The 25,645-nt window shown below is 42.0% G+C and carries 30 protein-coding genes; 23 read left to right on the forward strand and 7 right to left on the reverse strand.

What is annotated here, in order from left to right:
• Positions 1-19: 19 nt before the first annotated feature.
• Complete coding sequence (locus PSU78_RS13665) at positions 20-391, reverse strand: hypothetical protein (RefSeq protein WP_300388930.1); 372 nt, start codon at positions 389-391, stop codon at positions 20-22.
• 191 nt (positions 392-582) lie between these two features.
• Between PSU78_RS13665 and PSU78_RS13670 the strand changes: the two genes are divergently transcribed.
• The 7 genes from PSU78_RS13670 (at position 583) to radA (ending at position 5,549) form a co-directional block, all read left to right on the forward strand.
• Positions 583-1,044 (forward strand): DUF2721 domain-containing protein, encoded by a 462-nt coding sequence (locus tag PSU78_RS13670; protein ID WP_300388932.1) that lies wholly within the window; start codon positions 583-585, stop codon positions 1,042-1,044.
• Between the two features lie 219 nt (positions 1,045-1,263).
• Positions 1,264-1,662, forward strand: coding sequence for a 30S ribosomal protein S6 (gene rpsF, locus PSU78_RS13675; protein ID WP_300388934.1), 399 nt, complete (start codon positions 1,264-1,266; stop codon positions 1,660-1,662).
• Between the two features lie 12 nt (positions 1,663-1,674).
• Positions 1,675-1,959 (forward strand): primosomal replication protein N, encoded by a 285-nt coding sequence (gene priB / locus PSU78_RS13680; RefSeq protein WP_300388936.1) that lies wholly within the window; start codon positions 1,675-1,677, stop codon positions 1,957-1,959.
• A gap of 10 nt (positions 1,960-1,969) precedes the next feature.
• Entirely contained in the window at positions 1,970-2,200 is a 231-nt protein-coding gene (gene rpsR, locus PSU78_RS13685) for a 30S ribosomal protein S18 (protein WP_013148128.1), read from the forward strand.
• 12 nt (positions 2,201-2,212) lie between these two features.
• Positions 2,213-2,662 carry a 50S ribosomal protein L9 gene (rplI, locus tag PSU78_RS13690; protein WP_300388938.1) on the forward strand — a complete coding sequence of 150 codons (450 nt, stop codon included), beginning with the start codon at positions 2,213-2,215 and terminating at the stop codon, positions 2,660-2,662.
• A gap of 122 nt (positions 2,663-2,784) precedes the next feature.
• Positions 2,785-4,167, forward strand: coding sequence for a replicative DNA helicase (gene dnaB, locus PSU78_RS13695; protein WP_300388940.1), 1,383 nt, complete (start codon positions 2,785-2,787; stop codon positions 4,165-4,167).
• An 8-nt stretch (positions 4,168-4,175) separates the two neighbouring features.
• On the forward strand, positions 4,176-5,549 hold the full coding sequence (gene radA / locus PSU78_RS13700) for a DNA repair protein RadA (RefSeq protein WP_300388942.1): 1,374 nt from the start codon (positions 4,176-4,178) through the stop codon (positions 5,547-5,549).
• Positions 5,550-5,570: 21 nt separating this feature from the next.
• On the opposite strand, the gene hpnE is transcribed toward radA, so the two are convergent.
• Genes hpnE through hpnC form a run of 3 tightly spaced genes read right to left on the reverse strand, consistent with a single transcriptional unit; the run spans position 5,571 to position 8,662 of the window.
• Positions 5,571-6,914, reverse strand: a complete 1,344-nt coding sequence (gene hpnE, locus PSU78_RS13705) for a hydroxysqualene dehydroxylase HpnE (protein ID WP_300388944.1) — start codon at positions 6,912-6,914, stop codon at positions 5,571-5,573.
• Entirely contained in the window at positions 6,915-7,751 is an 837-nt protein-coding gene (hpnD, locus tag PSU78_RS13710; protein WP_300388945.1) for a presqualene diphosphate synthase HpnD, read from the reverse strand.
• Positions 7,752-7,759: 8 nt separating this feature from the next.
• Positions 7,760-8,662 (reverse strand): squalene synthase HpnC, encoded by a 903-nt coding sequence (gene hpnC, locus PSU78_RS13715; protein ID WP_300388946.1) that lies wholly within the window; start codon positions 8,660-8,662, stop codon positions 7,760-7,762.
• A gap of 204 nt (positions 8,663-8,866) precedes the next feature.
• Here hpnC and PSU78_RS13720 point away from each other — a divergent pair, with 204 nt between their 5' ends.
• Positions 8,867-9,220, forward strand: coding sequence for a cupin domain-containing protein (locus tag PSU78_RS13720; RefSeq protein WP_300388947.1), 354 nt, complete (start codon positions 8,867-8,869; stop codon positions 9,218-9,220).
• Positions 9,221-9,284: 64 nt separating this feature from the next.
• On the opposite strand, the gene PSU78_RS13725 is transcribed toward PSU78_RS13720, so the two are convergent.
• Entirely contained in the window at positions 9,285-9,740 is a 456-nt protein-coding gene (locus PSU78_RS13725) for a GNAT family N-acetyltransferase (protein ID WP_300388949.1), read from the reverse strand.
• A gap of 14 nt (positions 9,741-9,754) precedes the next feature.
• Positions 9,755-10,393 (reverse strand): helix-turn-helix domain-containing protein, encoded by a 639-nt coding sequence (locus tag PSU78_RS13730; protein WP_300388950.1) that lies wholly within the window; start codon positions 10,391-10,393, stop codon positions 9,755-9,757.
• Positions 10,394-10,624: 231 nt separating this feature from the next.
• On the opposite strand from PSU78_RS13730, the gene fae reads away from it, so the two are divergent.
• Positions 10,625-11,173 (forward strand): formaldehyde-activating enzyme, encoded by a 549-nt coding sequence (gene fae, locus PSU78_RS13735; protein ID WP_300388951.1) that lies wholly within the window; start codon positions 10,625-10,627, stop codon positions 11,171-11,173.
• A 17-nt stretch (positions 11,174-11,190) separates the two neighbouring features.
• On the opposite strand, the gene hutG is transcribed toward fae, so the two are convergent.
• Positions 11,191-12,000 carry an N-formylglutamate deformylase gene (gene hutG, locus PSU78_RS13740; protein ID WP_300388953.1) on the reverse strand — a complete coding sequence of 270 codons (810 nt, stop codon included), beginning with the start codon at positions 11,998-12,000 and terminating at the stop codon, positions 11,191-11,193.
• Between the two features lie 286 nt (positions 12,001-12,286).
• Here hutG and PSU78_RS13745 point away from each other — a divergent pair, with 286 nt between their 5' ends.
• The 14 genes from PSU78_RS13745 to PSU78_RS13810 all read left to right on the forward strand — a co-directional run bounded on the left by PSU78_RS13745 (position 12,287) and on the right by PSU78_RS13810 (position 25,583).
• Positions 12,287-13,528 carry an FAD-dependent oxidoreductase gene (locus tag PSU78_RS13745; RefSeq protein WP_300388955.1) on the forward strand — a complete coding sequence of 414 codons (1,242 nt, stop codon included), beginning with the start codon at positions 12,287-12,289 and terminating at the stop codon, positions 13,526-13,528.
• 40 nt (positions 13,529-13,568) lie between these two features.
• Positions 13,569-13,847 carry a sarcosine oxidase subunit delta gene (locus PSU78_RS13750; RefSeq protein WP_300388957.1) on the forward strand — a complete coding sequence of 93 codons (279 nt, stop codon included), beginning with the start codon at positions 13,569-13,571 and terminating at the stop codon, positions 13,845-13,847.
• The gene (locus PSU78_RS13755; RefSeq protein ID WP_300388959.1) at positions 13,844-16,738 is read left to right on the forward strand and encodes a 2Fe-2S iron-sulfur cluster-binding protein; all 2,895 of its coding nucleotides are present in this window, start codon (positions 13,844-13,846) and stop codon (positions 16,736-16,738) included. Before PSU78_RS13750 ends, PSU78_RS13755 begins: the two co-directional genes overlap by 4 nt.
• A 1-nt stretch (position 16,739) precedes the next feature.
• Positions 16,740-17,420, forward strand: coding sequence for a sarcosine oxidase subunit gamma (locus PSU78_RS13760; RefSeq protein ID WP_300388961.1), 681 nt, complete (start codon positions 16,740-16,742; stop codon positions 17,418-17,420).
• 139 nt (positions 17,421-17,559) lie between these two features.
• The gene (gene glnT / locus PSU78_RS13765; RefSeq protein WP_300388963.1) at positions 17,560-18,894 is read left to right on the forward strand and encodes a type III glutamate--ammonia ligase; all 1,335 of its coding nucleotides are present in this window, start codon (positions 17,560-17,562) and stop codon (positions 18,892-18,894) included.
• 60 nt (positions 18,895-18,954) lie between these two features.
• Positions 18,955-19,851, forward strand: coding sequence for a glutamine amidotransferase family protein (locus PSU78_RS13770; protein WP_300388965.1), 897 nt, complete (start codon positions 18,955-18,957; stop codon positions 19,849-19,851).
• Positions 19,839-20,531 carry a protein glxC gene (locus PSU78_RS13775; RefSeq protein WP_300388967.1) on the forward strand — a complete coding sequence of 231 codons (693 nt, stop codon included), beginning with the start codon at positions 19,839-19,841 and terminating at the stop codon, positions 20,529-20,531. The genes PSU78_RS13770 and PSU78_RS13775 overlap by 13 nt, the downstream gene beginning before the upstream one ends.
• 1 nt (position 20,532) lies before the next feature.
• On the forward strand, positions 20,533-21,894 hold the full coding sequence (locus PSU78_RS13780) for an FMN-binding glutamate synthase family protein (RefSeq protein WP_300388969.1): 1,362 nt from the start codon (positions 20,533-20,535) through the stop codon (positions 21,892-21,894).
• A 338-nt stretch (positions 21,895-22,232) separates the two neighbouring features.
• On the forward strand, positions 22,233-22,529 hold the full coding sequence (locus tag PSU78_RS13785; protein WP_300388971.1) for a hypothetical protein: 297 nt from the start codon (positions 22,233-22,235) through the stop codon (positions 22,527-22,529).
• Positions 22,530-22,538: 9 nt separating this feature from the next.
• On the forward strand, positions 22,539-22,931 hold the full coding sequence (locus tag PSU78_RS13790) for a hypothetical protein (protein ID WP_300388973.1): 393 nt from the start codon (positions 22,539-22,541) through the stop codon (positions 22,929-22,931).
• Between the two features lie 26 nt (positions 22,932-22,957).
• Complete coding sequence (locus tag PSU78_RS13795) at positions 22,958-23,140, forward strand: hypothetical protein (RefSeq protein ID WP_300388975.1); 183 nt, start codon at positions 22,958-22,960, stop codon at positions 23,138-23,140.
• Positions 23,140-24,534: an APC family permease gene (locus PSU78_RS13800; RefSeq protein ID WP_300388977.1), complete on the forward strand. Its 1,395-nt coding sequence runs from the start codon at positions 23,140-23,142 to the stop codon at positions 24,532-24,534. Before PSU78_RS13795 ends, PSU78_RS13800 begins: the two co-directional genes overlap by 1 nt.
• A 62-nt stretch (positions 24,535-24,596) precedes the next feature.
• Positions 24,597-25,277, forward strand: coding sequence for a hypothetical protein (locus PSU78_RS13805; protein ID WP_300388979.1), 681 nt, complete (start codon positions 24,597-24,599; stop codon positions 25,275-25,277).
• A 12-nt stretch (positions 25,278-25,289) separates the two neighbouring features.
• Positions 25,290-25,583, forward strand: a complete 294-nt coding sequence (locus tag PSU78_RS13810; RefSeq protein WP_300388981.1) for a hypothetical protein — start codon at positions 25,290-25,292, stop codon at positions 25,581-25,583.
• The last annotated feature ends 62 nt before the right edge of the window (positions 25,584-25,645 follow it).

Below are 25,645 nucleotides of genomic sequence, written 5' to 3' on the forward strand. Positions count from 1 at the left end.
GTTAAGTAATTATAATCTCTTAACTTGTGTCGCATTTTATTAGACCATTACATACGAGCTGACAGGCTTGAATGATTTGTTCAAAGCTGGCGTGTGGGTTAGCTAAGGTGAGGTTGTCGTAAATACTGCCAGAGATCAATAAGGTTTCTTGCGGAACTACACCAAAGGTGTTTCTCAGTTCATTGGCTGATAGATAGCGGATGTCTTTACCGTTGGTTTCGTTATTACTATCACCGCCATTATTACCCTCACCCCAGCCCTCTCCCTTAAAGGGTGAGGGAGTATTGGCTCTTGTTGGGATGGGTGAGTAGGGTTCTGGTGGTGCATCCATTAAATCGCCTAGGCGTTTCACAGCAATATCGGCTTGTTGAAACTCCTGCATTAAACCCATTGAACACCTTTTATATTTGTTCTAGTTATTGTTTGCATTATCAGATTAAAATGATTTTTAAGTAAACTAGTTTAAGTTATTTTTATAGCAATAAACTGTAAATTACTAATTGGCGCTTTTCACCTTTACGTTTGTTGCACCACTAACAAGCTAAGATAGTATATTAGACGTTTGAAACTAAAGGATGGTTTATGCAAAGTTCTATTCATGGCGTTACAGTAGCTTCAGAGGTGATACAGCTTGCCATTGCGCCTGTGTTTCTATTAATGGGTGTTAGTGCATTATTGGGTGTGCTAACTAGCCGTCTGGGGCGCGTGGTGGATAGGTTTCGAGTGTTAAACGAAAGCCTTGCTACCATGCAAGCTGACGATGCTAGGCATGGTTATTATATTCAAGAGCTTGATATATTGTCATGCCGTGCTAATTGGGTGCATTGGTCTATCACGCTATGCACATTCACACTGTTATTGGTGGCGGTGGTGATTGGTTTGCTATTTTTAGGATCCGCCATCAATTGGGATTCGTCTTTGCTGGTGTCAATACTATTTATTGTGGCGATGGCGAGTTTGATTTCAGGCTTGGCTTGTTTTATCCGTGAAATTTCTCTTTCTAAGCATGTTTTTCAACAGATAAAGCATAAGATAGTGTCTTAAATACGCTTAATACGCTTAATATGCTGATTTAGTTGATTGTCGTTGGACTTTTGTCTATAATCGCGCGCTTGCTTGGTAGTCTTATCAGGCAAATACAATTTAACCTTGTCACACTGCATCAGTTTTAACCGTTTGTTGAAGTGTTTTTAACAAACACATTGGTAATGTTTTATGAAAATAAAGCATTTTGCAGGTGGCTATAATCCATAAGGAGTACTAATGAGACATTATGAACTAGTGTTTATCGTCCATCCGGACCAAAGCGAACAAGTACCAGCGATGATTGAGCGTTACCGTACGCTTATCACAGCTAGCGGCGGTGCAGTTCACCGCTTAGAAGACTGGGGTCGCCGTCAACTTGCTTACCCAATCCAAAAAATCCACAAAGCACACTATGTGTTAATGAACATTGAGTGCAATCTTGAAGTTTTAGCTGAGCTTGAGCATGGCTTTAAATTCAATGATGCTGTTTTACGTCATTTGTTAATGTCTAAGAAAACTGCTGTTACAGCACCATCACCAATGATGAAAGAAGAAAAATCTAGATCAGTATTAAGCCGTGATGCAGCTCCAATAGCCGCGCCAGCTGAAGCTGCAACAGAGGCTTCTGCAGCTTAATTAGTAAAACAAGTGAATAAACTGGTGTTGCAAGCAGAAGTTGTGCAAATTGAGCCGCTTCGTTACACGCCAGCAGGCATACCGTTGTTAAGTGTTGTATTGCGTCATGTTTCAGAGCAAATTGAAGCTGGCATGAAGCGTAAGGTGGAATGTGAAGTGAATGCGGTTACCTTGGGTGACTTAGCATTGAAAGGCTTAGCAATAGGCTCACACATTCAAGCGAGTGGTTTTTTAGCCAAACGCAGCCTTAAAAGCACACAGCTGGTGATGCACATTAACCATATAGTAAGTATTTAGGAGTATTCAAATGGCAAGAGAAATGTACAAACGCCGCCGTTACTGCCGTTTTTCAGCAGAAGGCATCAAAGAAGTTGATTACAAAGATGTAGATCTATTGAAAGATTTCATCTCTGAAAACGCAAAAATCATTCCAGCACGTATGACGGGCACTAAAGCACGTTATCAACGTCAACTAACGACAGCTGTTAAGCTTGCTCGTTTCTTGGCTTTGCTTCCATACACAGATAAACATCAATAATCGGAGGCTACCATGCAAATTATTTTATTAGAAAAAGTAGGTAACCTAGGTAATTTAGGTGATATCGTTAAAGTTAAAGATGGTTACGGTCGTAACTTTTTAATTCCACAAGGTAAAGCAAAACGCGCTACAGAAGCTAACAAAGCTGAAATCGCTGCTCGCCGTGTTGAGTTAGAAAAACAACAAGCTGAAATCTTAGCTGCTGCGCAAGCACGTGGTGAAAAATTAGCTTCATTCACAATGACAGTGGCTCAAAAAGCTGGTGTTGATGGTCGTTTATTTGGTTCTGTGACTAACGGCGACATCGCTGAAAGTTTAATTGCTCAAGGCTTTGAAGTAACTAAAGCTTTGGTACGCATGCCAAATGGCCCATTGAAAACAATCGGTGACCACGTGGTTACAGTGGCATTGCACCATGATGTTGTTGTAGATATCACAGTAACAGTAGTTGGTGAAGCGTAATTAACATTCACTTGAAAACTTCAAGTGTTTGAATTAAAAAAGGCTACCTCGGTAGCCTTTTTTATTGCGATTTTCTAAAGTTTGTCTGCTAGCCATACAGTGTTATTGAGTATAATCACTGCATGGCTGACCAACAATTAGATGCATTAAAAATCCCCCCACATTCTGTCGAAGCTGAGCAATCAGTGATTGGCTCTTTATTGCTTGAGAATGAAGCTTTAGATAAAGTCGCGGACATACTCTCGCCCAATGACTTTTATCGACACGACCATAAGGCGATATTTATGCATATTGCCAAACTGGTTGAGCATAATAGACCCGCTGATATTGTCACAGTGGCTGAGTCCTTAGAAAGTACGGCCGAATTATCAGGTGTTGGTGGCATTGCATATTTAGGCGCACTGGCTCAAAGCACGCCGACGGCAGCTAATATCAGACGCTATGCCGAAATCGTTCATGAACGCGCTGTGATGCGCCAGTTAGTCGTAGTTGGTTCTGGCATTGCTGAAAGTGCTTATTTACCTAATGGCCGTAATGCTGAGCAACTTTTAGATGAAGCTGAAGCTAAAATATTTCAGATTGCTGAAGGTGGTAAAAAGAGTACACAAGGTTTCGTGGATATTAAAATTCTACTTCCACAAGTAGCTGACCGCATTGACTATCTTTATTCAAGAGATAACCCATCAGACGTGACTGGCGTTCCTACAGGCTTTGCTGACCTTGATGCGATGACTTCAGGCATGCAAGGTGGCGACTTAATTATTGTCGCGGGTCGACCTTCGATGGGTAAAACTGCATTCTCATTGAATATTGCAGAAAATGTGGCGCTGGATACAAAATTACCAGTCGCGGTTTTCTCTATGGAGATGGGCGGCACGCAACTCGCGATGCGTATGATTGGTTCAGTAGGGCGCTTAGATCAACATCGCATGCGTAATGGTAACCTCGAAGATGAAGATTGGGAAAAGCTTACAACCGCATTAGGTAAGTTAAACGAAGCACCGATTTTTATTGATGAAGGCGCAGGTTTAAGCAGTTTTGATGTGCGTGCAAGAGCGCGTAGATTACACCGCCAAACTGGCAAGTTAGGCCTAATCGTAATCGATTATTTACAACTAATGGCTGCGCCAGCAGGTAGGCAAGGCGAGAATCGTGCGACTGAGATTTCTGAAATCTCACGTTCGCTAAAAGCCTTAGCTAAAGAGTTAGATTGTCCTGTAGTAGCCCTTTCACAGCTTAATCGAAGTGTTGAGCAGCGCCCTGATAAGCGCCCTGTGATGAGTGACTTGCGTGAATCTGGCGCGATTGAGCAAGATGCGGATGTCATCTTATTCATCTATCGCGATGAAGTATATAACCCCGATAGTCCTGATAAAGGCACGGCTGAAATCATTATTGGTAAGCAGCGTAATGGCCCGATTGGGCGTGTTCGTCTGACGTTTATGGGTCAACATACACGCTTTGAAAACTATGCTGGCAGTGGTCATATGGCTGATGAATACTAAAGGCTAGCGTGGCAAAAGCTAAAACCATTTATAGCTGCACAGAGTGTGGCGCCAGCGAGCCTAAGTGGCAAGGCCAATGCCCAAGCTGCATGGCTTGGAATACTCTGGTTGAGAGCGTCGAAGAAAGCAGCACTTCGACCAATCGCTATGCCAACAAGTTTGAAGGTTTAGCACAAAGCAGCACATTGCAAAAAATTAGCAGTATTAAAGCCGCAGATATCGCGCGTAAGCCGACTGGTATCAGTGAGTTTGACCGAGTACTAGGGGGTGGCTTGGTAGAGGGTGGGGTGGTATTAATAGGTGGTGACCCTGGTATCGGTAAATCGACTTTACTATTGCAGGTTTTATGTCATTTAGGAAAATCTAGCCAAGCCATTTACGTGAGCGGTGAGGAATCTCCGCAACAAATTGCTATGCGCGCTAAACGTTTAGGGCTTGACGCAAGCGAGGTCGAGCTTTTAGCAGAGATCAATCTTGAGAAAATTCTAGCGACGTTACAAACGCACAAGCCAAATATTGCGGTCATTGATTCTATTCAAACCGTATATTCTGAAGCCTTGCAATCAGCACCTGGCTCTGTGGCGCAGGTGCGCGAATGCTCTGCGCAATTAACTCGTTTGGCTAAGCAATTAGGCATCACTGTCATTTTAGTCGGTCATGTAACTAAAGAGGGCTCTTTAGCTGGGCCGCGCGTGTTAGAGCACATTGTGGATACGGTGTTGTATTTCGAGGGCGATCAAAACTCTAGCTTTAGGTTAATTCGCGCCTTCAAAAATCGTTTTGGCGCGGTGAATGAGTTAGGTGTATTTGCCATGACTGAGCATGGTTTACGTGAGGTTTCTAATCCATCCGCTTTGTTTTTATCGCATCATGAAGGTGAAGTGGCTGGCAGTTGCATTACTGTGACAATGGAAGGTACACGTCCACTATTAATTGAAATTCAAGCTTTGGTCGATGAAAGCCATGCACCTAGCCCAAAAAGATTGTGTGTTGGTTTAGAGCAAAATCGTTTAGCGATGTTGTTGGCCGTTTTACATCGCCATGCCGGCATCCCATGTTTTGACCAAGATGTATTTATAAACGCAGTAGGTGGCGTTAAAATTGCTGAGCCAGCAGTCGATTTAGCTGTGTTACTTTCAATCGTTTCTTCATTAAAAAACAAGCCATTAGATAACAAACTTATAGTGTTTGGTGAGGTTGGTTTGGCAGGGGAAGTGCGGCCTGTGCAAGGCGGTCAGGTGCGTTTAAAAGAAGCTGCTAAATTAGGTTTTACGAAGGCAATCGTCCCTAAGGCGAATGCACCAAAAAGCAAAATCGCTGGGCTGGAAGTGATTGCTGTAGAACGTTTAGAACAGGCTTTAAATCAATTAAGAAATGGCTAAAGCTATTTATTCTGCGTGACTTTAGTCATTCGCAATTAAGTTGGCACAAGCCAATCCACTTCTTACCGCACCTTCAATGGTCGCTGGGTAGTCAGCATAAGTATAATCCCCCGCTAAATACAGTCTAGGTTGTAGCGTTTTATTGGTTGGTCTAGCTAAGTTTGGCCCGCATGAAAAAGTTGCACGTTTTTCAGCAATCACTTTGTGCCATAAGGGTTTTGGCATATCGGGGAATACATGATGAAGCTCTTTAGCAATATGCAATGCAAGATCGTCTTGGCTAAGTTTTTGATGCTTGCCAGTGGCGCTTATAATCACCGCCAGCAAACCTTTTTGGTTGCAAAGTTGACCTCTATCAAACACCCATTGCCCTAATGTGCCGGACAAACCATGCATCACATTTTCTAGTTTGAAATCTGGTGGATATTGTAAATAAACAGTATAGATGGGTTGGTAACTATAGTTTTGTGTTTGTTTGTACACATTTTGTAGCTTGGGGATAGACTCTATAAGTGTATCTAATCTGGCCGCTGGTGCAGCAATGACTACATGACTAAAATATGCTTTGCCGTCACGTGTTGTTAAGCTAAAGCCATCACCATCAATTTCTAGTTGGCGAATGCGTCTATTAAGCTTTATTTCAGCGCCATTGACTTGTAGGTAGTGCGCGATTGGATTTGCAATGATTTTTGATAAATCGGAGCGAGGTAACAAAAAGTCACTATTTTTTTTTCGTGTTGTTAATGAGTCGTTCGAGAAACTGTCTTTTAACACATTCAAGAAAATTTGCGTACTCGCAATGGCGATTGGTGTGTTAAGTGCGGCTAAACATAAGGGCTCCCATAACATCTCTATGAGTTTTATGGGCTGATTTTGTTCGAGGAGGTAGTTTTCTAATACTTTGTCACCAGTAATTTGAAAGCGCGTGCGTCTCAAATGCACCATAAACTTAATCGCAGTGATTAGCTCAGAAATGCTAATCCCTTTACAGGCGATTAGCCCAACAAGCATGTTTAATGGGCTTGGTAAGTAGTTGGCGGACTTTAAAGAAAATACAGACTTAAATGGCACTGCATGCATATTGATTCGCAAGGGTACTCGCATGAATGCTTTTTCTTCATCCACGCCAACTTTATTTAATAATTTTAAAGTTTCGTGGTATGCACCTAATAAGATGTGTTGGCCATTATCTAATACATGCATCAGGCTATTATTTTCTACCAGTACTGTGCGAGCACGGCCCCCAAGCTGAGAGCTAGATTCAAATAGTGTGACTTGAAAGCCTTTTTCAAGTAAAGCCGCTGCGGCGCTTAAACCAGCGCATCCACCGCCAATAACTGCCACATGCGTATTTGATATATTCATTTAAGTTTTTATCCAAACATTAAAGGCCAGAAAAATCTTGCGTAATGCACCTAGCGAAGTGCGCGAATTTAATACTTTTTGCGCACCATCCACCTTAATTTCACGTAATAAAGTACGGTAGATTGCCGCCATCATTAACCCGACACGCTGATTTTTACGGTCTTCTGTAGGTAATTCACGTAGAGCACGGTCGTAATAAGTCTCAGCACGTTCAATTTGGTGATCTAACAGGTTTTTAACGGCATCTGATTCACGGCTATGCAAAATGTCGTCTTCTGTGACTTTGAATTGGGCTAACTCATCTAACGGTAAGTAAATGCGGTTACGGCGCGCATCTTCACCTACATCACGAATGATGTTCGTCAATTGAAATGCCATGCCTAAATCATGTGCATATTTGAGCGTTTTACGATTATTAAAACCTAATATTTGTGCTGTAAGTAGGCCAACGACACTGGCAACGCGATAACAGTAAAGCTGTAATTGCTTGAAATCTTCATAGCGATTGAATTTTAAATCCATCTCCATGCCATCGATGACTTCTATAAAGTGTTCAGAATCAAGCTGATAAGTTTTAATGGGATTTACTAAGGCCTTGGAAACTGGATGTTGTGGTTTTCCGTCATATAGACTTTCAATTTCCGTACGCCACCAGTTAAGTTTAGTCTGTGCGATATTAAAGTCTGTGCATTCGTCTGCAATGTCGTCTACTTCACGGCAGAAAGCGTAAAGTGCAGTAATTGCCTCGCGTCTGTCTTTAGGCAAAAACATAAAGCTGTAGTAGAAACTTGAGCCACTTTTAGCGGTTTTTTCTTCACAATATTGCTGTGGCGTCATTATCTTTTTTATACTTTCATCAACGCTTTAAAAAATACGATTAACCAATCACCATAATTGAGGGTCGGTCTAAAGTTAAATATATCACCATTCACTTTATTTATTTTGGCAATGATGCATTCGCCCCCTGCAATAATCATGCGCATCTCAAAGCCAATGCGGCCAGTTAGGATGCGTCCAAGCGGTTTTCCTGAGTAAAGTAGGGCATTTACTCGGTGTAGGTTAAAAAGAACAAATTGTTGCCAATTTTCATCTATCTCTTGCGTACCATCTACAAAATCTTGAATTTGTGCCTCAGTGATATTAAACGCAGCCATTTCATCTTGGCATAAATAAATACGTTGTTTGCCGTCATTTTTCTTAAAATCAATCGCAATATCTTGTATGAAATTGATGATTTGCAATGCCGTGCAAATGTTGTCTGAGAGTTTGATGTTATTAGGATTGGATTGACCGTAAAGATGTAACAATAATCTGCCAATCGGGTTGGCTGAACGCGTGCAGTAATCTAGTACTTCGTCATAATCCGCATACCGCGTTTTAGTTACATCTTGGCTAAAAGCATTTAGCAAATCATAAAATGGCTCAAAAGGCAGTTTTTTAGCCTTAATCATTGTACCTAATGCATTGAAAAAGCTAGATTTTGGTTTTATGTACGCCTGTAACAACTCTAATTCATTTCGAAAGCCGTTAAGCAAACCTAAACGTTGCTCAATGTTTAAATCACCTTCATCCGCAAAATCATCGGCTTGGCGAGCAAAGCTGTAAATTAAACTTATAGGCTCACGCAAATATTGCGGTAAAAATACGGAGGCGACTGGAAAGTTTTCATAATGGCTGTTTGCCACTTCCAAACTATTATTGACGATACCCTTATTGGTATGGATGTTGGGGGAATGCATGTCTGTCATGGTGTGAGTATGCCATAAACTTGATATTTTTTTGTGACGAAATGAACTTTATAAGTTGATTTTTAGAGATTTAAATGCCTGACATAAGAAAGTTATTTAGCTACTTTTTTATCCTTCTTAGTGAGTACCTCTTAGGTGTAATTGTGAGATTAGAGGCGTTGAGATTAAATACAACACAGTTAATCAACCATAAGGAGAAGTGCAATGAGTTCGAAACCGTTTCAATACAAAAAACAGGCTATTAAAGATTCTCAGCCGTCGATGAATGTAGCTGGCGTTCCTGCTTGGCTTGGAGACACATTTATATCTGCAGATGCTGATAAACGAATTTGTGCAGGCTTCTTTCGTTTAGAGAAAGGTAACGCTCTGAATTACAGCTACGATTATGAAGAGATGAAAATTGTTGTAGAAGGTACATTTATTATTTCTGATGATACTGGTCAACAAGTGACTGCAACCGTGGGTGATGTACTTTATTTCCCATCTGGAAGTAACATTAAGTTTGAAACGCCTGACTATGCAATTGGCTTCTTCTGTGGTCAACGCGTACCGTTATAGTTTTCTGTAAAAAATACGTCTGCAATGCTGTCAAATGTATTGCAGATGCTATTTTCTTTATGGCTTATAGAAAAACTCTACGTGCCTGTAATTGGGTAGATTCCCACTTTAAGTGTTCGTAATAACCTAAAGCTTCTTTATTCTCAATATCTACCAAAAGTTGAGCGCGTGTGGCGCCATTTTCTTTGGCCCAATCTAATGTCCGCTGAAGCAGTTTTTTGCCTATACCATGTCCGCGATAGGATGAGTGGATGACCATGTCTTCAATCCACGCTGAAGCTGCGCCTTGTGCGGTTGAGATGACTAGCTGAGCGGTCACCATTCCAATTACTTTGCCTGCGTTATTTTTAGCCACTTGCACGGTTGCTGTGTCGAGATTTTTAACGATTAACTCAAGTCCTTTTCTTTGTTTAGATAAATCTGGGTTAAAGTCTTTTTCAATCGTAAATAAATCTGATAACAAACTCACCAAGTCATCAATATCAGACTCATTGGCTACTTGATAGTTAATATTTTCCATAAGTTGAGTCTTACTTATTCTTCAAAATTTTCTTTATCCGGTGCATCGTAATGAATAATGGCTAAAAACTTAATCGGGGTTTCAATCAAGTTTTCAGGCCTATGTGGAATTTCGCCCTGAAAGGTAAGAGAGTCGCCTTTGTTTAATACAAAGGTATCTTTACCTACTCTATACTCGAGTGTACCTTCAAGCATATGGATAAACTCTGTGCCTGGGTGTTCAAACGCAGGAAACTCTTCGCATGAGTCTTCTAGGGAGATTAAGAATGGTTCAAAGGTCTTGTGCGGGCCTTGGTCATAAGCCAGTAATTGGTAGGTGTGGCCCACTCGCGTGCCTCTCCTAACGACTTCCATGCCTTCACCTTTTTTAACAAGCTGCGCGGCACCGCGCGGTAAGTTATAGTTTTGAAAGAGTTTGGAGAGGGTAACGCCTAAAGCATTGGCTAACTGTTCTAAAGTTTCTAAACTGGTGGCTGCAAGGCTATTTTCAATCTTACTTAGCATGCCACGGCTTATTCCTGCGCGTTCGGATACATCTGCAATAGTTAGATTATGCTCTAACCTAAGTTGGCGTATGGTCGTGCCCAAATGCCGCCCGAGCGATTTATTGCGCTCATCTACTTTTACATCTTCAGTTTCTTTTTTTGCAGCCATTTTGAGTGTCCGAAGCTATTAACAACCCGAATATTACAAGAGACTTTAGCATTACTTGTAAATAAATTCTTTTTATTCACTAAAGTTGCAGAAATTATAACAAACATTCACAAAAGTTTCACTCAGGTAATAATAGTTGATGTAAAATTAAAAAATTGTATTTTATAGATGTTTCTTTAATGTCTGCATTGAATGCTTATTAGCAAGTGACTTAATTATTAGGAGAGTATTGTGAGTGAACGTATTGTAATGAGAACTGGTGAAGCTTTAGTAGCAGGCGGCCCTCCAGGTACGGCTGCGGAACCAGAAGTTATTATTGGCGAATTAGATGGGCCAGTTGGAACTGCAATTGCTACTTTGACTGGTGATCAGGTCGCTGGACACACGCGTGTTTTTGCTTTGTTGAATACAGATATTCAAGTAAGGCCAGTGACATTGATGGTGAGTAAAGTGACTGTTAAAGAAACTAAATATACTAATATTTTGATGGGCACGGTGCAGGCTGCTATCGCTAATGGCGTGCTTGATGCCGTTCGCGCAGGTGATATTCCTAAAGAGCGTGCAAATGATTTAGGTATTATTGTTTCGGTTTGGTTAAATCCGATGGTGACAAAAGACGATAAGTTAGACCATAAGATTTTGTTTGATATTCATCGCAAGGCCACGGCGATGGCTATTCATAAAGCAATGAATAATAAACCTGATATTGATTGGTTACTTGATAACCAAGATAAGATTACTCATAAGTACTATCAAATGGGTTTAGACGGTAAGCTTTAAGCTTTATCATTCATCGTTTATTTTTGAGTCTCAGCCCAATTTAAGCAGGTTTTAAGTAGGTCGCTTAACAAGGGCTTAACTTTCATCGCTAATTTAGCATTGTATTTATATGGAGAATTTTCATCCATATAAATGCATTGACTCATTTCCAGCTGTATTGCATGTATGTTCATATTAGGCATTCCATAATGTCTAGTGATATAGCCACCTTTAAAGCGTCCATTGAATACATGGCTATAGTTTTTAGCATGCATTAATTCTTGCATGGTTGCTGCTAGCGCATTTTGCAATGAAATGTTGCAAGAGCTTGAGTCAGCGGTACCAAAATTTAGGTCGGGTAATTGTCCAATAAAGAATCTTGGTACATGAGATGCAATCGAATGCGCGTCCCACAGTATTGCCACGCCGTGAATAGCATGTATTCTTTGAAGCTCAGTGGCTAATTTTTGGTGATAAGGCTGCCAATATTTTTCAATGCGATCTTTTATCTCATTGTCATCTGGCTCCTTCCCATCTTGATAGATTGCACTTTTAGCAAAAGTGTCAATTGGGCACAGTCCTGTCACATCTTGCCCAGGATAGAGCGAAGTATTCTCGGGTGATCGGTTTAGATCTATCACGTAACGTGCATATTCTGCTGATATAACAGAAACATCATAGTCTTTCGCCATGTCATATAGGATTGGTAAGTGCCAATCAACGTCTGGTAGCAGTAGCGCTTCGGGTGTAAGCCTGTATCTCATATCTTCAGGTATGCCAGTTCCAGCGTGCGGCATAGAGATAAGCAGGGGAGAGTTTCCACTGTAAAAATTATATGTTTTATCCATCGCTAACAAGTCCTTTATACACTCACCAACCTACCACTTTAGTAGTACTGCTAAGTTCCTAATCTACCTAAGTAGCTAATATATATAGTAATCATACTATGCCTTAAGGTAAAGTTTCATTATGATTAAAAAAGTTTCATTTATGTATTGACATGCGATATTAGGATATGGCTTAATACGTCAACAAAGTTTCATACAGATTAAAAAAGTTAATGAAACTTAATGAGTAGCTACGAAGTCGTTAGTATCTTTAAAGATTAATAATTAGGTTTCATGGAGTTAAGAAATGCCCTTAAGATTACTTAAATTCGCACTATCAAAAGAGCATCCAGCACCGCGCTTTTTTAAGTCACACGAGACCCCAAAGAAATCCTATGATGTAGTGATTATTGGCGGTGGCGGACATGGTTTGGCGGCGGCCTATTATTTGGCTAAAGATCATGGTATTACTAATGTATGTGTGCTTGAAAAAGGCTACATTGGGGGCGGCAATACAGGCCGTAACACGACTATTGTTCGTTCCAACTACCTCACACCAGAAGGCGTTAATTTTTACGATGCCAGCGTCAAGATCTACGAAGGTCTTTCTGAAGAGTTAGATTTAAACCTTTTCTATTCAACACGTGGTCACTTCACGCTAGCTCATACTGAATCTGCGATGCGTACCATGAGATGGCGTGCTGAAGTGAATAAACATGTAGGCGTTGAAAGCCGTGTAGTTGGCCCTGATGAAATTGCTAAGGCTTGTCCACAGTTAGATTTGAGCTGTAGTGGTCAAGCGCCAATTTTAGGCGCTTTGTTTCATGCGCCTGGATCAGTAGCTCGTCATGATGGTGTAGCTTGGGGTTATGCCCGCGGTGCAGACCGTTTGGGCGCCGAAATTTATCAAAATACTGAAGTGCTTGGTATTGATGTTAAAAATGGCAAAGTTTGTGGCGTTAAGACTAATAAAGGCTATATCGAAACTAAGCAAGTGCTTTCAGCAGTTGCAGGTTTCACACCACGTATTACAGAAATGGTTGATCTAGAAACGCCGATTGTGATTCATCCATTGCAAGCTTGTGTAACGGAGCCTATGAAACCTTGGCTAAACACCATCTTGGTTTCAGGTAGCTTACATGTGTATGTCAGTCAATCTTCTCGTGGAGAGTTGGTGATGGGTTCATCATTAGATCCATACGAAGTGCATTCAACACGCTCTACGTTAGATTTCGTGGAGGGACTTACCTCTCATATGTTAGATATGTTCCCATTCCTATCAAATGTAAAAGTGGTCCGTCAATGGGCTGGTATGGCTGATATGACGCCAGACTTTGCGCCGATTATGGGTAAAACACCGATTGAAGGTTTTTATTTAGATGCTGGTTGGGGTACTTGGGGCTTCAAAGCTACGCCTATTAGTGGCAAAACCATGGCACAAACCATTGCAAATGATAGTGCGCCAGATTTAATTCACTCATTCCGCTTGTCACGTTTTGAAGATTACGAACTGACTGGGGAAAAGGGTGCTGCGTCAGTAGGCCATTAGTGGCTTATTCATGCAAGTTAGATAACTAGAGGAATATGAAATGAAATTACTCACCTGTCCAATGAATGGAACAAGACCGCTAAGCGAGTTTGTTTTCGGAGGCGAATATCGCCAAGCGCCAGATCAAGATACATGTACTGATGCCCAATGGGCGGCTTTTGTGCACAACCGTAGCGGCGCACCTGGCGACAAAAAAGAGTGGTGGTATCACTCACCAAGCGGTACATGGTTTATTGCAGAGCGTAATACGCTGACAGATAAGGTCACTAGCACCTATCTTCTCGGTCAAAAAGATACAACGCAGGAGGCAGGTAAATGATTTTTCGTACACCCAAGCAAGTCGGGGAATGGGTTAACCGAACTAAAAAAATCAACTTTACTTTTGAAGGTGAAGAGTTCTCAGCATTCGAGGGCGATACCATTAGTAGTGCATTATGGGCTGCAGGTCAAAAGGTTTTGGGTCGTAGTTTTAAATATCACCGTGCCCGTGGAGTATTGAGCTTAGCAAACCATGACGTGAATGTTTTGGTGACTGACGGCATCGATACTAATATTCGTGCAGATGTCGTTGAAGTGAAACAGGGCATGGTATTGACCGCCGTGAACACAAGCGGTGGTGTAAAAAAAGATAAGAATAGCTATATTGATTCAATTTCACCGCTCTTACCTGTTGGTTTTTACTACAAAGCATTTCATACACCACGCCGCTTGTTTCCCTTTTGGGAAAGCGTCATCCGTAAGGCTGCGGGTTTAGGTATTGTCAATTTTGACTATCCTCGTATCTTAAAACGTAAAACACACTCACATTGCGATGTGTTGGTGGTTGGTGCTGGTCCAACTGGTTTGACCGCAGCTTGTACTGCTGCTGAAGCGGGTCTTGAAGTAACGATTGTGGATGAAAACCGTCAGCTTGGCGGAAGCTTAGGCTATAACCGTGCGGGTGATTCAAGCGTAGTGACAGAGTTGGATAGCTTAATGAGCAAAGTCGCTAGTCTGCCAAACATTAAAGTGATGACTGGTGCTTATGCAGCTGGCTACTATCCAGATCATCTAATTCCAATTGTAAGTGAAGCCGGGATCAATAAAGTACGCGCTAAATCTGTCATTGTTGCAAGCGGTGCTTTTGAGCAGCCACCAGTATTCAGATATAACGACTTACCTGGCGTGATGCTTGGCTCAGCAGCGCAGCGTTTGTTATACCGCTATGCAGTAAAGCCATTTAACAATGGCATCGTAGTGACAGCCAATGATTATGGTTATCGTGTTGCATTAGATTTATTTCAAGCGGGTACCAAGATTGTGGCTTTGGTAGATATGCGCCCAACAGGAAGTACTGCCTATGCCGCAGCACTTGCAAAACGTGGCGTGAAAGTCTATACCGGTCATTGTGTTTATGAAGCGATTGCCTCTTCAGATAAATCTGGTGTACGCGGCGCAATCATTTGCGCATATGACGAAAAACAAAGCATTGCTTTAACTGATACCAAATTTACGCTTGAGTGTGATGGTATCGCTATGAGCGCAGGCTGGGCGCCAGCAGGGGCTTTGCTGTATCAAGCAGGTACGGGTATGCAGTTTGATTATGGCGTAGAGCAATTTGTACCAAGCCGTTTACCCAACGGCATGTTTGCCGCAGGTAAAGTGAACGGTATTTTTGAGCTTGAGCAACGCTTGCGTGACGGTGTACGGGCCGCTAATGATGTGATTCGTCATTTAGGTGGGCAAGCTCCACAAAATGATGTTGAGAAGCATGTGGGCATTTCTCCAAGTCACGCTTACCCAATGGTGCCTCATCCCAAAGGCAAAAACTTTGTCGACTTTGATGAAGACATTCAAATAAAAGATTTTGTGAATGCAGCTAAAGAGGGCTTTGACAATATTGAATTAATGAAGCGTTTTACTACGGTGGGCATGGGTCCTAGCCAAGGTAAGCATTCTAATATGAATGCAATTCGAATCTTAGCTAGAATTCGTGGTTTGCCAGTTGAAAAAATTGGTACAACGACATCAAGACCCTTCTTCCACCCCACGCCAATCGGACATTTAGGAGGACGCGGTTTCCATTCACATCGTTTAACATCCTTGCATGATTGGCATCAGGCAAACGGCGCAGTATTTACCGATATTGGCGCTTGGAAACGTGCGGCTTATTATCCTGCAGCTGGTCAATCTAAAGAAGATGCAATCCAAACAGAAGCGCTCGCAGTACGCAAAACAGCAGGCATCATTGATGGTAGCTCATTCGGTAAGATTGAGATTCATGGCCCAGATGCAGCCTTATTCTTAGAGCGTTTTTTTACTGGTGTATACACAGATCAAAAAGTGGGTTCTTGCCGCTATGTGATGCTGCTTGATGAGACAGGCGTGGTGGTTGATGATGGTATTGCAAGCCGCCTTGCGGATGATTTGTTCTATCTTTCTATTGGAACATCCAACGCAGCCGCTGTTTACCGTGAAATGCAGCGCTCACAACAAATGTGGCAACTCAATATTGGTTTGGTGAACGTAACGGGTGCCTTTGGTGCTATCAATATAGCTGGGCCGGCTGCTCGTGAAATCCTTTCAACCCTTACTGATTTAGATCTTTCTTACGAGTCATTTCCGATGAGTAGTGTGCGTGAAAGCCATGTGGCAGGCGTAGAAACACGCATGATTAGAGTGGCTTTCGTGGCAGACAATGGCTATGAGTTACATGCACCGATGGGACAAATTCCACACCTTTGGAATGCCTTAATTGAAGCAGGTAAAAAACATGCTTTGCGTCCTTTTGGTAGTGATACGCAACGCTTGTTACGCCTTGAAATGGGTCACGCAATGCCTGGTGTTGATACAGATGGTTTAACAAATCCATTTGAAATTGGCGCTGACTGGGCAATCAAAATGGATAAACCTTACTTCATTGGACAAAGAAGCTTAACAATTTTAGCTAAACGCCCATTAAGAAAACAACTAGTGCCTTTTGTATTGGCGGAAAACTACAAAGGCGAAATGCCTATGGATTGCAACTTGGTAGTGGATGGACGCGATATTTTAGGCCGTGTTACGAGTATCAGTTACAGCAAATATTTAGACCGTTGCATAGGTTTTGCCTACGTGACACCCGCTAGAAAAGAAGTAGGTAGTGTATTTCAAATTCGTGCAGATAGTGGCGCGTTGGTAGCTGCAACAGTGGTTAAAAGCCCATTTATCAAGACTTTAAAGGGAGCATGATATGCAACAGTTTGACGTCAAAAGTATCATCCAAACATCACCTGTAGCCCATGCTCAGCCAAGAGATTCTGCTAAATGGGAAGTGATTAATAGCATGGATACCGCAGTGCAATTTGCTAGTGCTGCAATTGAAGATGCTAGAAAAAAAGTGCTAGGTGTTGCTGATGTAAGTTGTTTAGCAAGATATGGCGTAAAAGGCCCGAATGCAACGCAATGGTTGCTTGAGCGCGGGATTGCGATTCCAACTACCCCAAACTCATGGACGATGTGTGAACAAAAAACATTGGTGTTACGTCTCGGTTCTAGCGAGTTTTTAATTGAAGATCAATTAGGTGGTTCTGCTTGTAGCAGATTAGCCAGCGATACAAATCGTGTGGCGAGTGTTTATAAAGTACCACGTGCAGATGCTGCTTTTATTGTGAGTGGTAGCGAAGCTCTAAACTTGCTTTCAGAACTTTGCTCGCTCGATTTACGTGAAAAATCATTAGCAGCAAAAGATCTCATTATGACTCAGGTAGCTGGGATATCAGCAACAGTGATACGCCAAACACTCAATGGTGAGCCAGTTTACCGCATTTGGTGTGATGGTACTTACGGACCTTATATGTGGGAAGTTCTAATAGAAATTGCTACTGAGTTAGGTGGTGGCGCAGTTGGGCTTGTTCAGTATCAAAGCTCTTAGTATCAAAAATGAAATTTATAAACAGAACAAGAGCTTGCGATTAAAAATAAAGCTAGTGCTGAGAAAACCGTTGGAGATGACTTAATTTAAGGTTGATGTATCTATAGTTTAGATGCATTGAATTTTCAGGGAGAAATGAATGAAAACGTTTGATGAAGCAAAAAAGTTTCTAAAAGATAATGATGTTAAGTACATCTTAGCTCAGTTTGTTGATATACATGGTGTTGCTAAGGTTAAGTCAGTGCCTGCCGAACATCTCGGCAGTATTCTTAAAGGCGGCGCTGGTTTTGCTGGCGGCGCAATTTGGGGCATGGGCATCGCGCCAAATGGTCCAGATTATATGGCGGTTGGTGATTTATCAACCTTGACTTTAATACCTTGGCAACCAGGGTATGCGCGCATTGTTTGTGATGGGCACGTTAATGAAAAGCCTTATGGCCACGACTCGCGTGTGGTACTCAAGGCTCAAACTGATCGTCTTGCTAAAAATGGCTGGATTCTTTACACAGGATTAGAGCCTGAATTTTCTTTACTACGTAAAGATGAAAAGGGCGGTATTCATCCTTATGATGAAACTGATACCTTACAAAAGCCTTGTTATGACTATAAAAGCATGTCAAAACAATCTGCGTTTTTAGAGCGATTAACTGAAACACTCATTGCGGCGGGGCTAGATATTTACCAAATCGACCATGAAGATGCAAATGGTCAATTTGAAATCAATTACACCTACGCAGACTGCCTAAAAAGTGCAGATGATTACTTGATGTTCAAAATGGCAGCTAGCCATATTGCCAATGAGTTAGGAATGATTTGTTCATTCATGCCTAAACCATTTGGTAATCGTCCAGGCAATGGTATGCATATGCATATGTCGATTGGTGATGGTAAAAAAAGCTTGTTCCATGACGACAGCGATACCACTGGTCATGGTTTATCAAAATTAGCCTATCATTTTATGGGCGGTATTCTTGCTCACGCGCCTGCAATTACGGCGCTAGCTTGCCCAACTGTTAACTCATATAAGCGTCTAGTGGTGAGTCAATCACTCACAGGTTCTACATGGGCGCCCGCGTATATTTCATATGGCAATAACAATCGTTCAACCATGGTACGTATTCCGTATGGTCGTTTAGAACTGCGCTTACCAGATGGTAGTTGCAACCCTTATTTAGCCACAGCGGCAGTGATTGCCGCAGGTCTAGATGGTGTTAAACGCGAACTACATCCAGGCGCTGGTCATGCTAACAATTTATATGATTTATCACCTGCACAAATGCGTGAACAAGGTATCGGAATATTGCCACAAAGTTTAAGTGAAGCTATAGATGAATTTGAAGGCGATCAAGTCATTCGTGATGCATTGGGTAATTCACTATCAGAAGAGTTTATCAAAATTAAACGTGCGGAATCGATGGAATATCAGCGCCATGTTTCTGATTGGGAAATCAATCGCTATGTAGAGTTTTTCTAGGCTTTAGTTACAGGCTTTATTGTAAAAGTAAAATTTAACTATATTTGTAAGGAGAAAAGTATGTGTGGAATTGTCGGATTATTAGTTAGAAATCCCAAATTGCGTGACTCAATTGGTGAACTCATGATGCCTATGTTAATCGGCATGACTGAGCGTGGACCTGACTCAGCTGGTATGGCGATGTTTACGGCGCCAGTAGCGGCGGATGCTAGAAAGTTCAGCTTGTTTTCTGGCGCACCAGATTTCAACTGGGCTAAATTAGGCCATCATTTTGAAACACATTTAAGCATCAAGGCTACGGTCGAGTCAAAAGCCAATCATGCTGTGTTAACAACAACCCTTGAGCCAGCAACAGTAAAAGCGTGGGTGAATGAACATTACCCTCAATTGCATTTATTGTCTGTTGGTCAGTCAATGGACATCTATAAAGACATTGGAACACCGCAACAAGTGGCAGATCGTTATGACTTTAAAAATTTCAAAGGTACGCACTTGGTTGGTCATACACGTATGGCTACTGAATCTGCTGTAACACCTGCACATGCGCATCCATTTACTGCGGGTGAAGACTGGTGCTTAGTGCATAACGGCTCTTTATCAAATGCACATAGCCTACGTCGCAAGTTAGAAAAAGAAGGCATCAACTTTGAAACAGACAACGATACTGAAGCTGCATGCCGCTTTTTGCAATGGCGTATGCGTGAAGGTGATGATCTTAAAACAGCATTGAATCATGGCTTTGAAGAGCTTGATGGTTTTTACACATTGTTAATGGGTACAAGCACTGAGCTTGCTTTAGTACGCGACCCATATGGTTGCAAACCAGCGATTATTGCTGAGCATGATGACTATGTTGCAATTGCTTCTGAGTTCCGCTCATTAGCGCATTTGCCAGATATTAAAAACGCGAAGGTGTTCGAGCCTTCACCTAAGGAGATGTATGTATGGAAACTCTAAAATTTGATTTGGATACCAAACCACTACGTGAAGTGAATCAATTCCTTCACGGTGATGCAGGTAGTCTAAACGGGAAAAAAGTAGTCATTGAGAATCCAAATGGCGCGCATAACGTAGCAGTAGGTTTAAAAGCCGATGTAGACGTAACGATTAAAGGCCATGCTGGTTATTACGCAGCAGGTATGAATCAAATCGCTAAAGTGACTATTGAAGGTAGTGCTGGTAGTGGTGTAGCTGAAAACATGATGTCAGGTGTTGTGCATGTGAAAGGTTTTGCTTCAAATGCAGCTGGTGCAACCGCCAACGGTGGCTTGCTCATCATTGATGGTGATGCTGGTTTACGTTGTGGTATTGCCTTAAAAGGGGCTGACATTGTGGTTGGTGGTTCTGTAGGTAGTTTCTCAGCTTTCATGGCGCAAGCAGGTAACTTTGTTATCTTGGGTGACGCTGGTGATGGCCTTGGTGACTCAATCTATGAAGCTAAGTTATTTGTTCGCGGTACGGTCAAAAGCCTAGGCGCGGATTGCGAAGAAAAAACAATGAATGCAGAAGATAAGCAAATTCTAGCTGATTTGTTGAAAAAATCAGGTCACGCAGATGTCAGCCCAGATAGCTTTAAGCAATACGGCTCTGCTCGCACCTTGTACCACTTCCATGTTGATAATGCAGGAGCATACTAAAATGAGTGACGATAAATCTAAAGAAATACATAAAATTCCTCAAACCACGCCGCGTTACTCTGCAACGTTTGATGAATATACCAACTCGGAAATCAGACGTGCAGCCGCAACCGGCATTTATGACATTCGTGGTGCAGGTTCAAAACGTAAGTTGCCGCACTTTGATGACTTGCTATTCCTAGGCGCATCAGTCAGCCGTTACCCATTAGAAGGCTACCGTGAAAAGTGCGGTACAGATGTAGTGTTGGGCACACGCTTTGCTAAAAAACCAATTCATTTGAAAACCCCAGTGACCATTGCTGGTATGAGTTTTGGTTCATTATCAGGTCCAGCTAAAGAGTCATTAGGTCGCGGTGCAACCGCAGCTGGTACAAGTACAACGACTGGTGACGGTGGTATGACACAAGAAGAGCGTGGTCATTCTACAACGCTAGTTTATCAATACCTACCTTCACGTTACGGTATGAATCCAGACGATTTACGTAAAGCAGATGCGATTGAGTTGGTGATTGGTCAAGGCGCTAAACCAGGCGGCGGCGGTATGTTGCTTGGTCAAAAAATTACTGCGCGTGTAGCAAAAATGCGTTGCTTGCCAGAAGGTATCGACCAACGTTCATCATGTCGCCACCCTGACTGGACAGGTCCAGATGACTTAGAAATTAAAATCGCTGAACTACGTGAGATTACCGATTGGGAAAAACCAATTTACGTGAAAATTGGTGCGACTCGCCCTTACTTCGATGTGGCACTTGCGGTTAAAGCAGGCGCTGATGTAGTGGTGCTAGACGGCATGCAAGGCGGTACTGCTGCAACTCAAGAGGTGTTTATTGAGCATGTAGGCTTACCCATTTTAGCTGCGATTCGTCCAGCAGTGAAAGCATTGCAGGATTTGGGTGTTTATCGCAACGGTAAAGATAGCGTTCAGTTGGTTGTTTCTGGTGGTATTCGTAACGGTGCGGACGTGGCTAAGGCGATTGCTTTAGGTGCTGATGCTGTAGCAATCGGTACAGCTGCATTGATCGCATTAGGTGACAATGACCCGCATTTAGAAGCTGAATACAACAAACTTGGTACTACTGCTGGTGCTTATGATGACTGGCATGAAGGTAAAGATCCTGCAGGTATTACAACGCAAGATCCTGAATTGATGAAACGTGTTGATCCTATCAAAGCTGGTCATCGTTTGGCTAACTACATTGCGGTGATGACCATGGAAGCGCAAGTAGTTGCACGTGCTTGCGGTAAGTCACATTTGCATAATTTAGAGCCAGAAGATTTGGTGGCATTAACAATCGAAGCCTCAGCAATGGCACAAGTGCCTTTAGCTGGTACAAGCTGGATTCCAGGAGTGACTAAATTCTAATTCTTTTCTAAAAGTTTTCCCTACCCAATTTTATTGGGCTTTATGAGGGTATGCGTAATGGATAGTTTTTTCTACTTTAAGGCGGGTTCATCCTCCAACTACCAAATTAAGGTAGAAAAAACATTCATATTAAATGCGCATACCCTCACTTTTTATTTGTGCGGCTTAACCATAGCTGCATTTTTTTCGTCTATACAAACTGCTTCATTACCAAACCCATGTCGATATTTAATTAACTTACCATTTTGGTGACTACGGTAATCGTTCTTTTAACAGGTTTTTGTCACACGTTTTATTTCACAGGTATTCCAATTTATAAAAAATATGAGGAGAGTGTTATGAGAGATGATAATAAAAAACGAATGAATGACATGTATATGCGAGACTGCCTGATGGCTTGGTTCGATGTTGCATTGTTATGGGCTGCTGTCATTTTTGTGTTAATCGCAATATTAGGCATAGTGAAAGACGACAACATTCGCTCAGTACTGTACGTGGCTAGCTTTATGTTGATGCTTTTTAATACAGCATCAGTTTTTGCGATGACCAAGCACTTCAAAGAAGATAAAGACTTCATCTATGGTTTAGACATCAAACATCTAGACGCCAACCGTGCCGCTAAAATCAGCCATTAGGAGAAACGTATGAGTAAAAACTATACCCCTCCAAAACAGGGCATGTTTGGTCAAATTTTTGACACAATTTTAGTGCTAGTCTTGGTTTATGCCAGCCTGATGGTGCCATTGCTATTTAAGGCAGAAGCAAAAGCTGAGGCCGCAGCAGCAAGTGCATCAGCACATGTGCAGGTAAGTTGGCAGTCGTTAGGTCAGAATGAAATACAGCAACAGCAATGGGTGAAACTTGGCTATGACCCAGAAAAGGCAGCAACATTAATTAACAGCAGATTCGATTACACCATTGATCCACTAATGTTGATTATTACCATACTTGTGGTTGCTGGCTACTTCATCTTTATGTTGAAGGTGTCAGATAAACAATACCGCGAAGTCATTAGAGAAAAATTCGATAATAAATAGTTGCTCACTTTAAAGGGAGAAATATCATGAAGTTTTGGGATATTCTGGTGTATGCAGCATGGAGCATATCAGCGGTCATGTTGGTTTGGATGGTAGTAGATGCATTTATGATTTCTTCGCAATACGACGAAGAATATTTGATGAGTTCACGTGAAGGTGGTGAAGACGATGTCGTTCACGGCGTTCATTTAGAAGAAGGGAACTCATAATGGCTAAAGATAAAATTACGACTTCTAATAGTAAGCCTATCGCGATGCTTAAAGTACTCAACCCATTCCATATATGGGCTTTGGGTGTTGGTATTGTGCTGGTGGGTGAGTTTATGGGCTGGAACTTTACGGTAGGCAAGGGCGGCGCTTACGCCTCACTCATTGCTTGTTGGGTGATTGGTTTGCTATACACCTGTGTAGCGATGATAGACTCGGAAGTTACTTCAACAGTGGCAGCGGCAGGCGGGCAATATACGCAGGCTAAGCATATTGTCGGGCCGCTAATGGCGTTTAATGTGGGGCTTTACCTAGTGATGGCTTATACCATGTTGTGTGCTGCCGATGCCTTGGTGGTGGGTGACCTCATGAAGTCTGGTGCTGAGGTAATGGGATATGCCAACTTAGATACCAAGCCATTTGTGGTGTTGACGGTGGCTTTTCTTGCCTGGCTCAATTATCGCGGCGTGTTTGCCACACTGACGCTTAACTTAGTCATTACCTTTCTTGCCTTTGCCTCTTTGATTGTTTTATTTCTATCAGTAGACCCATTACATCAAGGCGTGATACTTCAACATCAAGCACTGCTCACAGATTTGCCATATGGTTGGATTGGTGTAGTGGCTGCCCTGCAATTTGGTATGTGGTATTACTTGGGTATTGAAGGTACGTGTCAGGCGGCAGAAGAGGTTCGCTCAGCAGGTCGTTCTATTCCACTTGGTACAATGGGCGGTATGATGACTTTGTTAGTCGCTGCGACGATTACATGGTTTGTAGCAACAGGCTTGATGCCTTGGCAATATTTAGGGCAAGCAGTCACACCTATGTACGATGCGGCAACTTTGTTAGGTAGTAGTCAGTTGCAGTTGATGTTATTTGTGGCTACGGCTTTTGCTGCGATTGCTTCAGCAAATGGCTGTATCAACGATGCGTCACGCGCTTGGTTCTCATTAGGTCGTGACCGTTACATGCCAGTTTTCTTTGGTGCTATTCATCCTAAATACCGCACACCTTATCGTTCAGTACTATTTTTAGTGCCAATTGCGATTTCGTTTGCGTTTACTGGGTTGTTGGATCAAGTGATTACATTCTCTATCCTATCTGGCTTGCTTGGCTATACTTTCATGACGTTTAACATGATTAAATTCAGAAAAATGTGGCCATTAGGATCAATACACCGTGGTTATATTCATCCGTTTCATCCGATACCAGCGATTACATTACTAACCTTATGTTGCGCGACTTATTTTGCAACGTTCTTGGGTTACGGTGCATCACTGTTATCAATCATGGCGTTCTATATCTTGGCATCTATCTGGTTTGTATTACGTCGTTACAAATACGTAAAACGTGCAGATCAATTCACAATGCCTTGGCCTCGCCCAAAAGGTTATTAAGCTTACCCATTGATATAAACCATTGGCAGCGGCTTAAACACCGCTGCCACATAAGGCTTAATATGAATATAGTCGTTTTGCTGTTACTCAGTGTGATGCTTGTGATGTTATATCGCAAATATCAGCATGCAGTAAGTTACCGAGCCGATGCTAGAGGTCGGATATTTGACGAGTGTGCGCCATTACTGGCAAATACGCAGCAACGTTTAGATAAAGCAAATCTACCAATACTTGAAGGTGATTACAGCGGCTACAAGGTATCACTAAGTATTGTTGAAGATACACTTGGCTGGCGAAAAGTGCCTCCACTATGGCTGTTAATTAAAGTGGACGCGCATGTGCAAAGTATGGGCACCTTAGATTACATTGTTAGGCCATCAAATAACGAGTTCTATAGCCCTTCATGGCAATGGAATGGCAATTTAGCTATTCCAGCAAGTTGGCCGCAACATGCAATTCTGAAGTATCAACATGAAGCTGTTGATTTGGATTTAATCGACTCGTTCCTACCTAAACTATTTGCTGATGCAAATATGAAGGAGTTATTAGTCACCCCCAACTTTATTAGATTGACCTACATGGTTAAGCAGGCTGAACGAGGTGAATACCTCATCATGCGAAATGCTATTTACGAAAACACTCCAGTTGCTAAAAATATAGTAGAAGCTTTACTAAAGCAGGCTATCGCTATACGGATAAACATAGAAAGCTCAGGAGCTGTTTTAAAAGCCCAAGCGGCTTAAACAAAGGAATATATGACATTAAACGATCACCAACCTTTACAAAAACCGTTAGACGCAAAACTAGTATTACTTGTCGCTATTTTCCTGCCAGGGATGGGGCAGGTAATCAATAATGCGCCAAAGCGAGGTTTCTTTATGGCGTGCTTTATGATTATTCTCGGACTGATCACTTTTAACTTAGCGCAACCGCATATTTCAATGGTAGGCAAGCTTTCTGGTGGAATTTTCATTTATGCGATTTCTATTTTAGATGCTTATTATTGGGCAAAATATCGCATGGAATATTTTCAAGCGAGCATTGATTAAGCGTTAACGTGTGTTTGGCATACCTACCCAAACGTAGTAGTACTTAAAGAGAATTGTTTAGA

The organism is Methylotenera sp. (assembly GCF_029945705.1).
Classification (GTDB): domain Bacteria; phylum Pseudomonadota; class Gammaproteobacteria; order Burkholderiales; family Methylophilaceae; genus Methylotenera.

Excerpts from the sequence above, each read along its gene's own strand:
- PSU78_RS13810 (WP_300388981.1), top strand. The coding sequence starts at position 25,290 with ATGACATTAAACGATCACCAACCTTTACAAAAACCGTTAGACGCAAAA.
- PSU78_RS13760 (WP_300388961.1), top strand. The coding sequence starts at position 16,740 with ATGCAACAGTTTGACGTCAAAAGTATCATCCAAACATCACCTGTAGCC.
- PSU78_RS13770 (WP_300388965.1), top strand. The coding sequence starts at position 18,955 with ATGTGTGGAATTGTCGGATTATTAGTTAGAAATCCCAAATTGCGTGAC.
- PSU78_RS13750 (WP_300388957.1), top strand. The coding sequence starts at position 13,569 with ATGAAATTACTCACCTGTCCAATGAATGGAACAAGACCGCTAAGCGAG.
- PSU78_RS13670 (WP_300388932.1), top strand. The coding sequence starts at position 583 with ATGCAAAGTTCTATTCATGGCGTTACAGTAGCTTCAGAGGTGATACAG.
- PSU78_RS13785 (WP_300388971.1), top strand. The coding sequence starts at position 22,233 with ATGAGAGATGATAATAAAAAACGAATGAATGACATGTATATGCGAGAC.
- hpnD (WP_300388945.1), bottom strand. The coding sequence starts at position 7,751 with ATGACGCCACAGCAATATTGTGAAGAAAAAACCGCTAAAAGTGGCTCA.
- dnaB (WP_300388940.1), top strand. The coding sequence starts at position 2,785 with ATGGCTGACCAACAATTAGATGCATTAAAAATCCCCCCACATTCTGTC.
- PSU78_RS13755 (WP_300388959.1), top strand. The coding sequence starts at position 13,844 with ATGATTTTTCGTACACCCAAGCAAGTCGGGGAATGGGTTAACCGAACT.
- PSU78_RS13730 (WP_300388950.1), bottom strand. The coding sequence starts at position 10,393 with ATGGCTGCAAAAAAAGAAACTGAAGATGTAAAAGTAGATGAGCGCAAT.
- hpnE (WP_300388944.1), bottom strand. The coding sequence starts at position 6,914 with ATGAATATATCAAATACGCATGTGGCAGTTATTGGCGGTGGATGCGCT.
- PSU78_RS13780 (WP_300388969.1), top strand. The coding sequence starts at position 20,533 with ATGAGTGACGATAAATCTAAAGAAATACATAAAATTCCTCAAACCACG.
- hpnC (WP_300388946.1), bottom strand. The coding sequence starts at position 8,662 with ATGACAGACATGCATTCCCCCAACATCCATACCAATAAGGGTATCGTC.
- PSU78_RS13790 (WP_300388973.1), top strand. The coding sequence starts at position 22,539 with ATGAGTAAAAACTATACCCCTCCAAAACAGGGCATGTTTGGTCAAATT.
- PSU78_RS13665 (WP_300388930.1), bottom strand. The coding sequence starts at position 391 with ATGGGTTTAATGCAGGAGTTTCAACAAGCCGATATTGCTGTGAAACGC.
- PSU78_RS13775 (WP_300388967.1), top strand. The coding sequence starts at position 19,839 with ATGGAAACTCTAAAATTTGATTTGGATACCAAACCACTACGTGAAGTG.
- PSU78_RS13720 (WP_300388947.1), top strand. The coding sequence starts at position 8,867 with ATGAGTTCGAAACCGTTTCAATACAAAAAACAGGCTATTAAAGATTCT.
- PSU78_RS13805 (WP_300388979.1), top strand. The coding sequence starts at position 24,597 with ATGAATATAGTCGTTTTGCTGTTACTCAGTGTGATGCTTGTGATGTTA.
- PSU78_RS13795 (WP_300388975.1), top strand. The coding sequence starts at position 22,958 with ATGAAGTTTTGGGATATTCTGGTGTATGCAGCATGGAGCATATCAGCG.
- PSU78_RS13725 (WP_300388949.1), bottom strand. The coding sequence starts at position 9,740 with ATGGAAAATATTAACTATCAAGTAGCCAATGAGTCTGATATTGATGAC.
- hutG (WP_300388953.1), bottom strand. The coding sequence starts at position 12,000 with ATGGATAAAACATATAATTTTTACAGTGGAAACTCTCCCCTGCTTATC.
- PSU78_RS13800 (WP_300388977.1), top strand. The coding sequence starts at position 23,140 with ATGGCTAAAGATAAAATTACGACTTCTAATAGTAAGCCTATCGCGATG.
- glnT (WP_300388963.1), top strand. The coding sequence starts at position 17,560 with ATGAAAACGTTTGATGAAGCAAAAAAGTTTCTAAAAGATAATGATGTT.
- rpsR (WP_013148128.1), top strand. The coding sequence starts at position 1,970 with ATGGCAAGAGAAATGTACAAACGCCGCCGTTACTGCCGTTTTTCAGCA.
- rpsF (WP_300388934.1), top strand. The coding sequence starts at position 1,264 with ATGAGACATTATGAACTAGTGTTTATCGTCCATCCGGACCAAAGCGAA.
- PSU78_RS13745 (WP_300388955.1), top strand. The coding sequence starts at position 12,287 with ATGCCCTTAAGATTACTTAAATTCGCACTATCAAAAGAGCATCCAGCA.
- rplI (WP_300388938.1), top strand. The coding sequence starts at position 2,213 with ATGCAAATTATTTTATTAGAAAAAGTAGGTAACCTAGGTAATTTAGGT.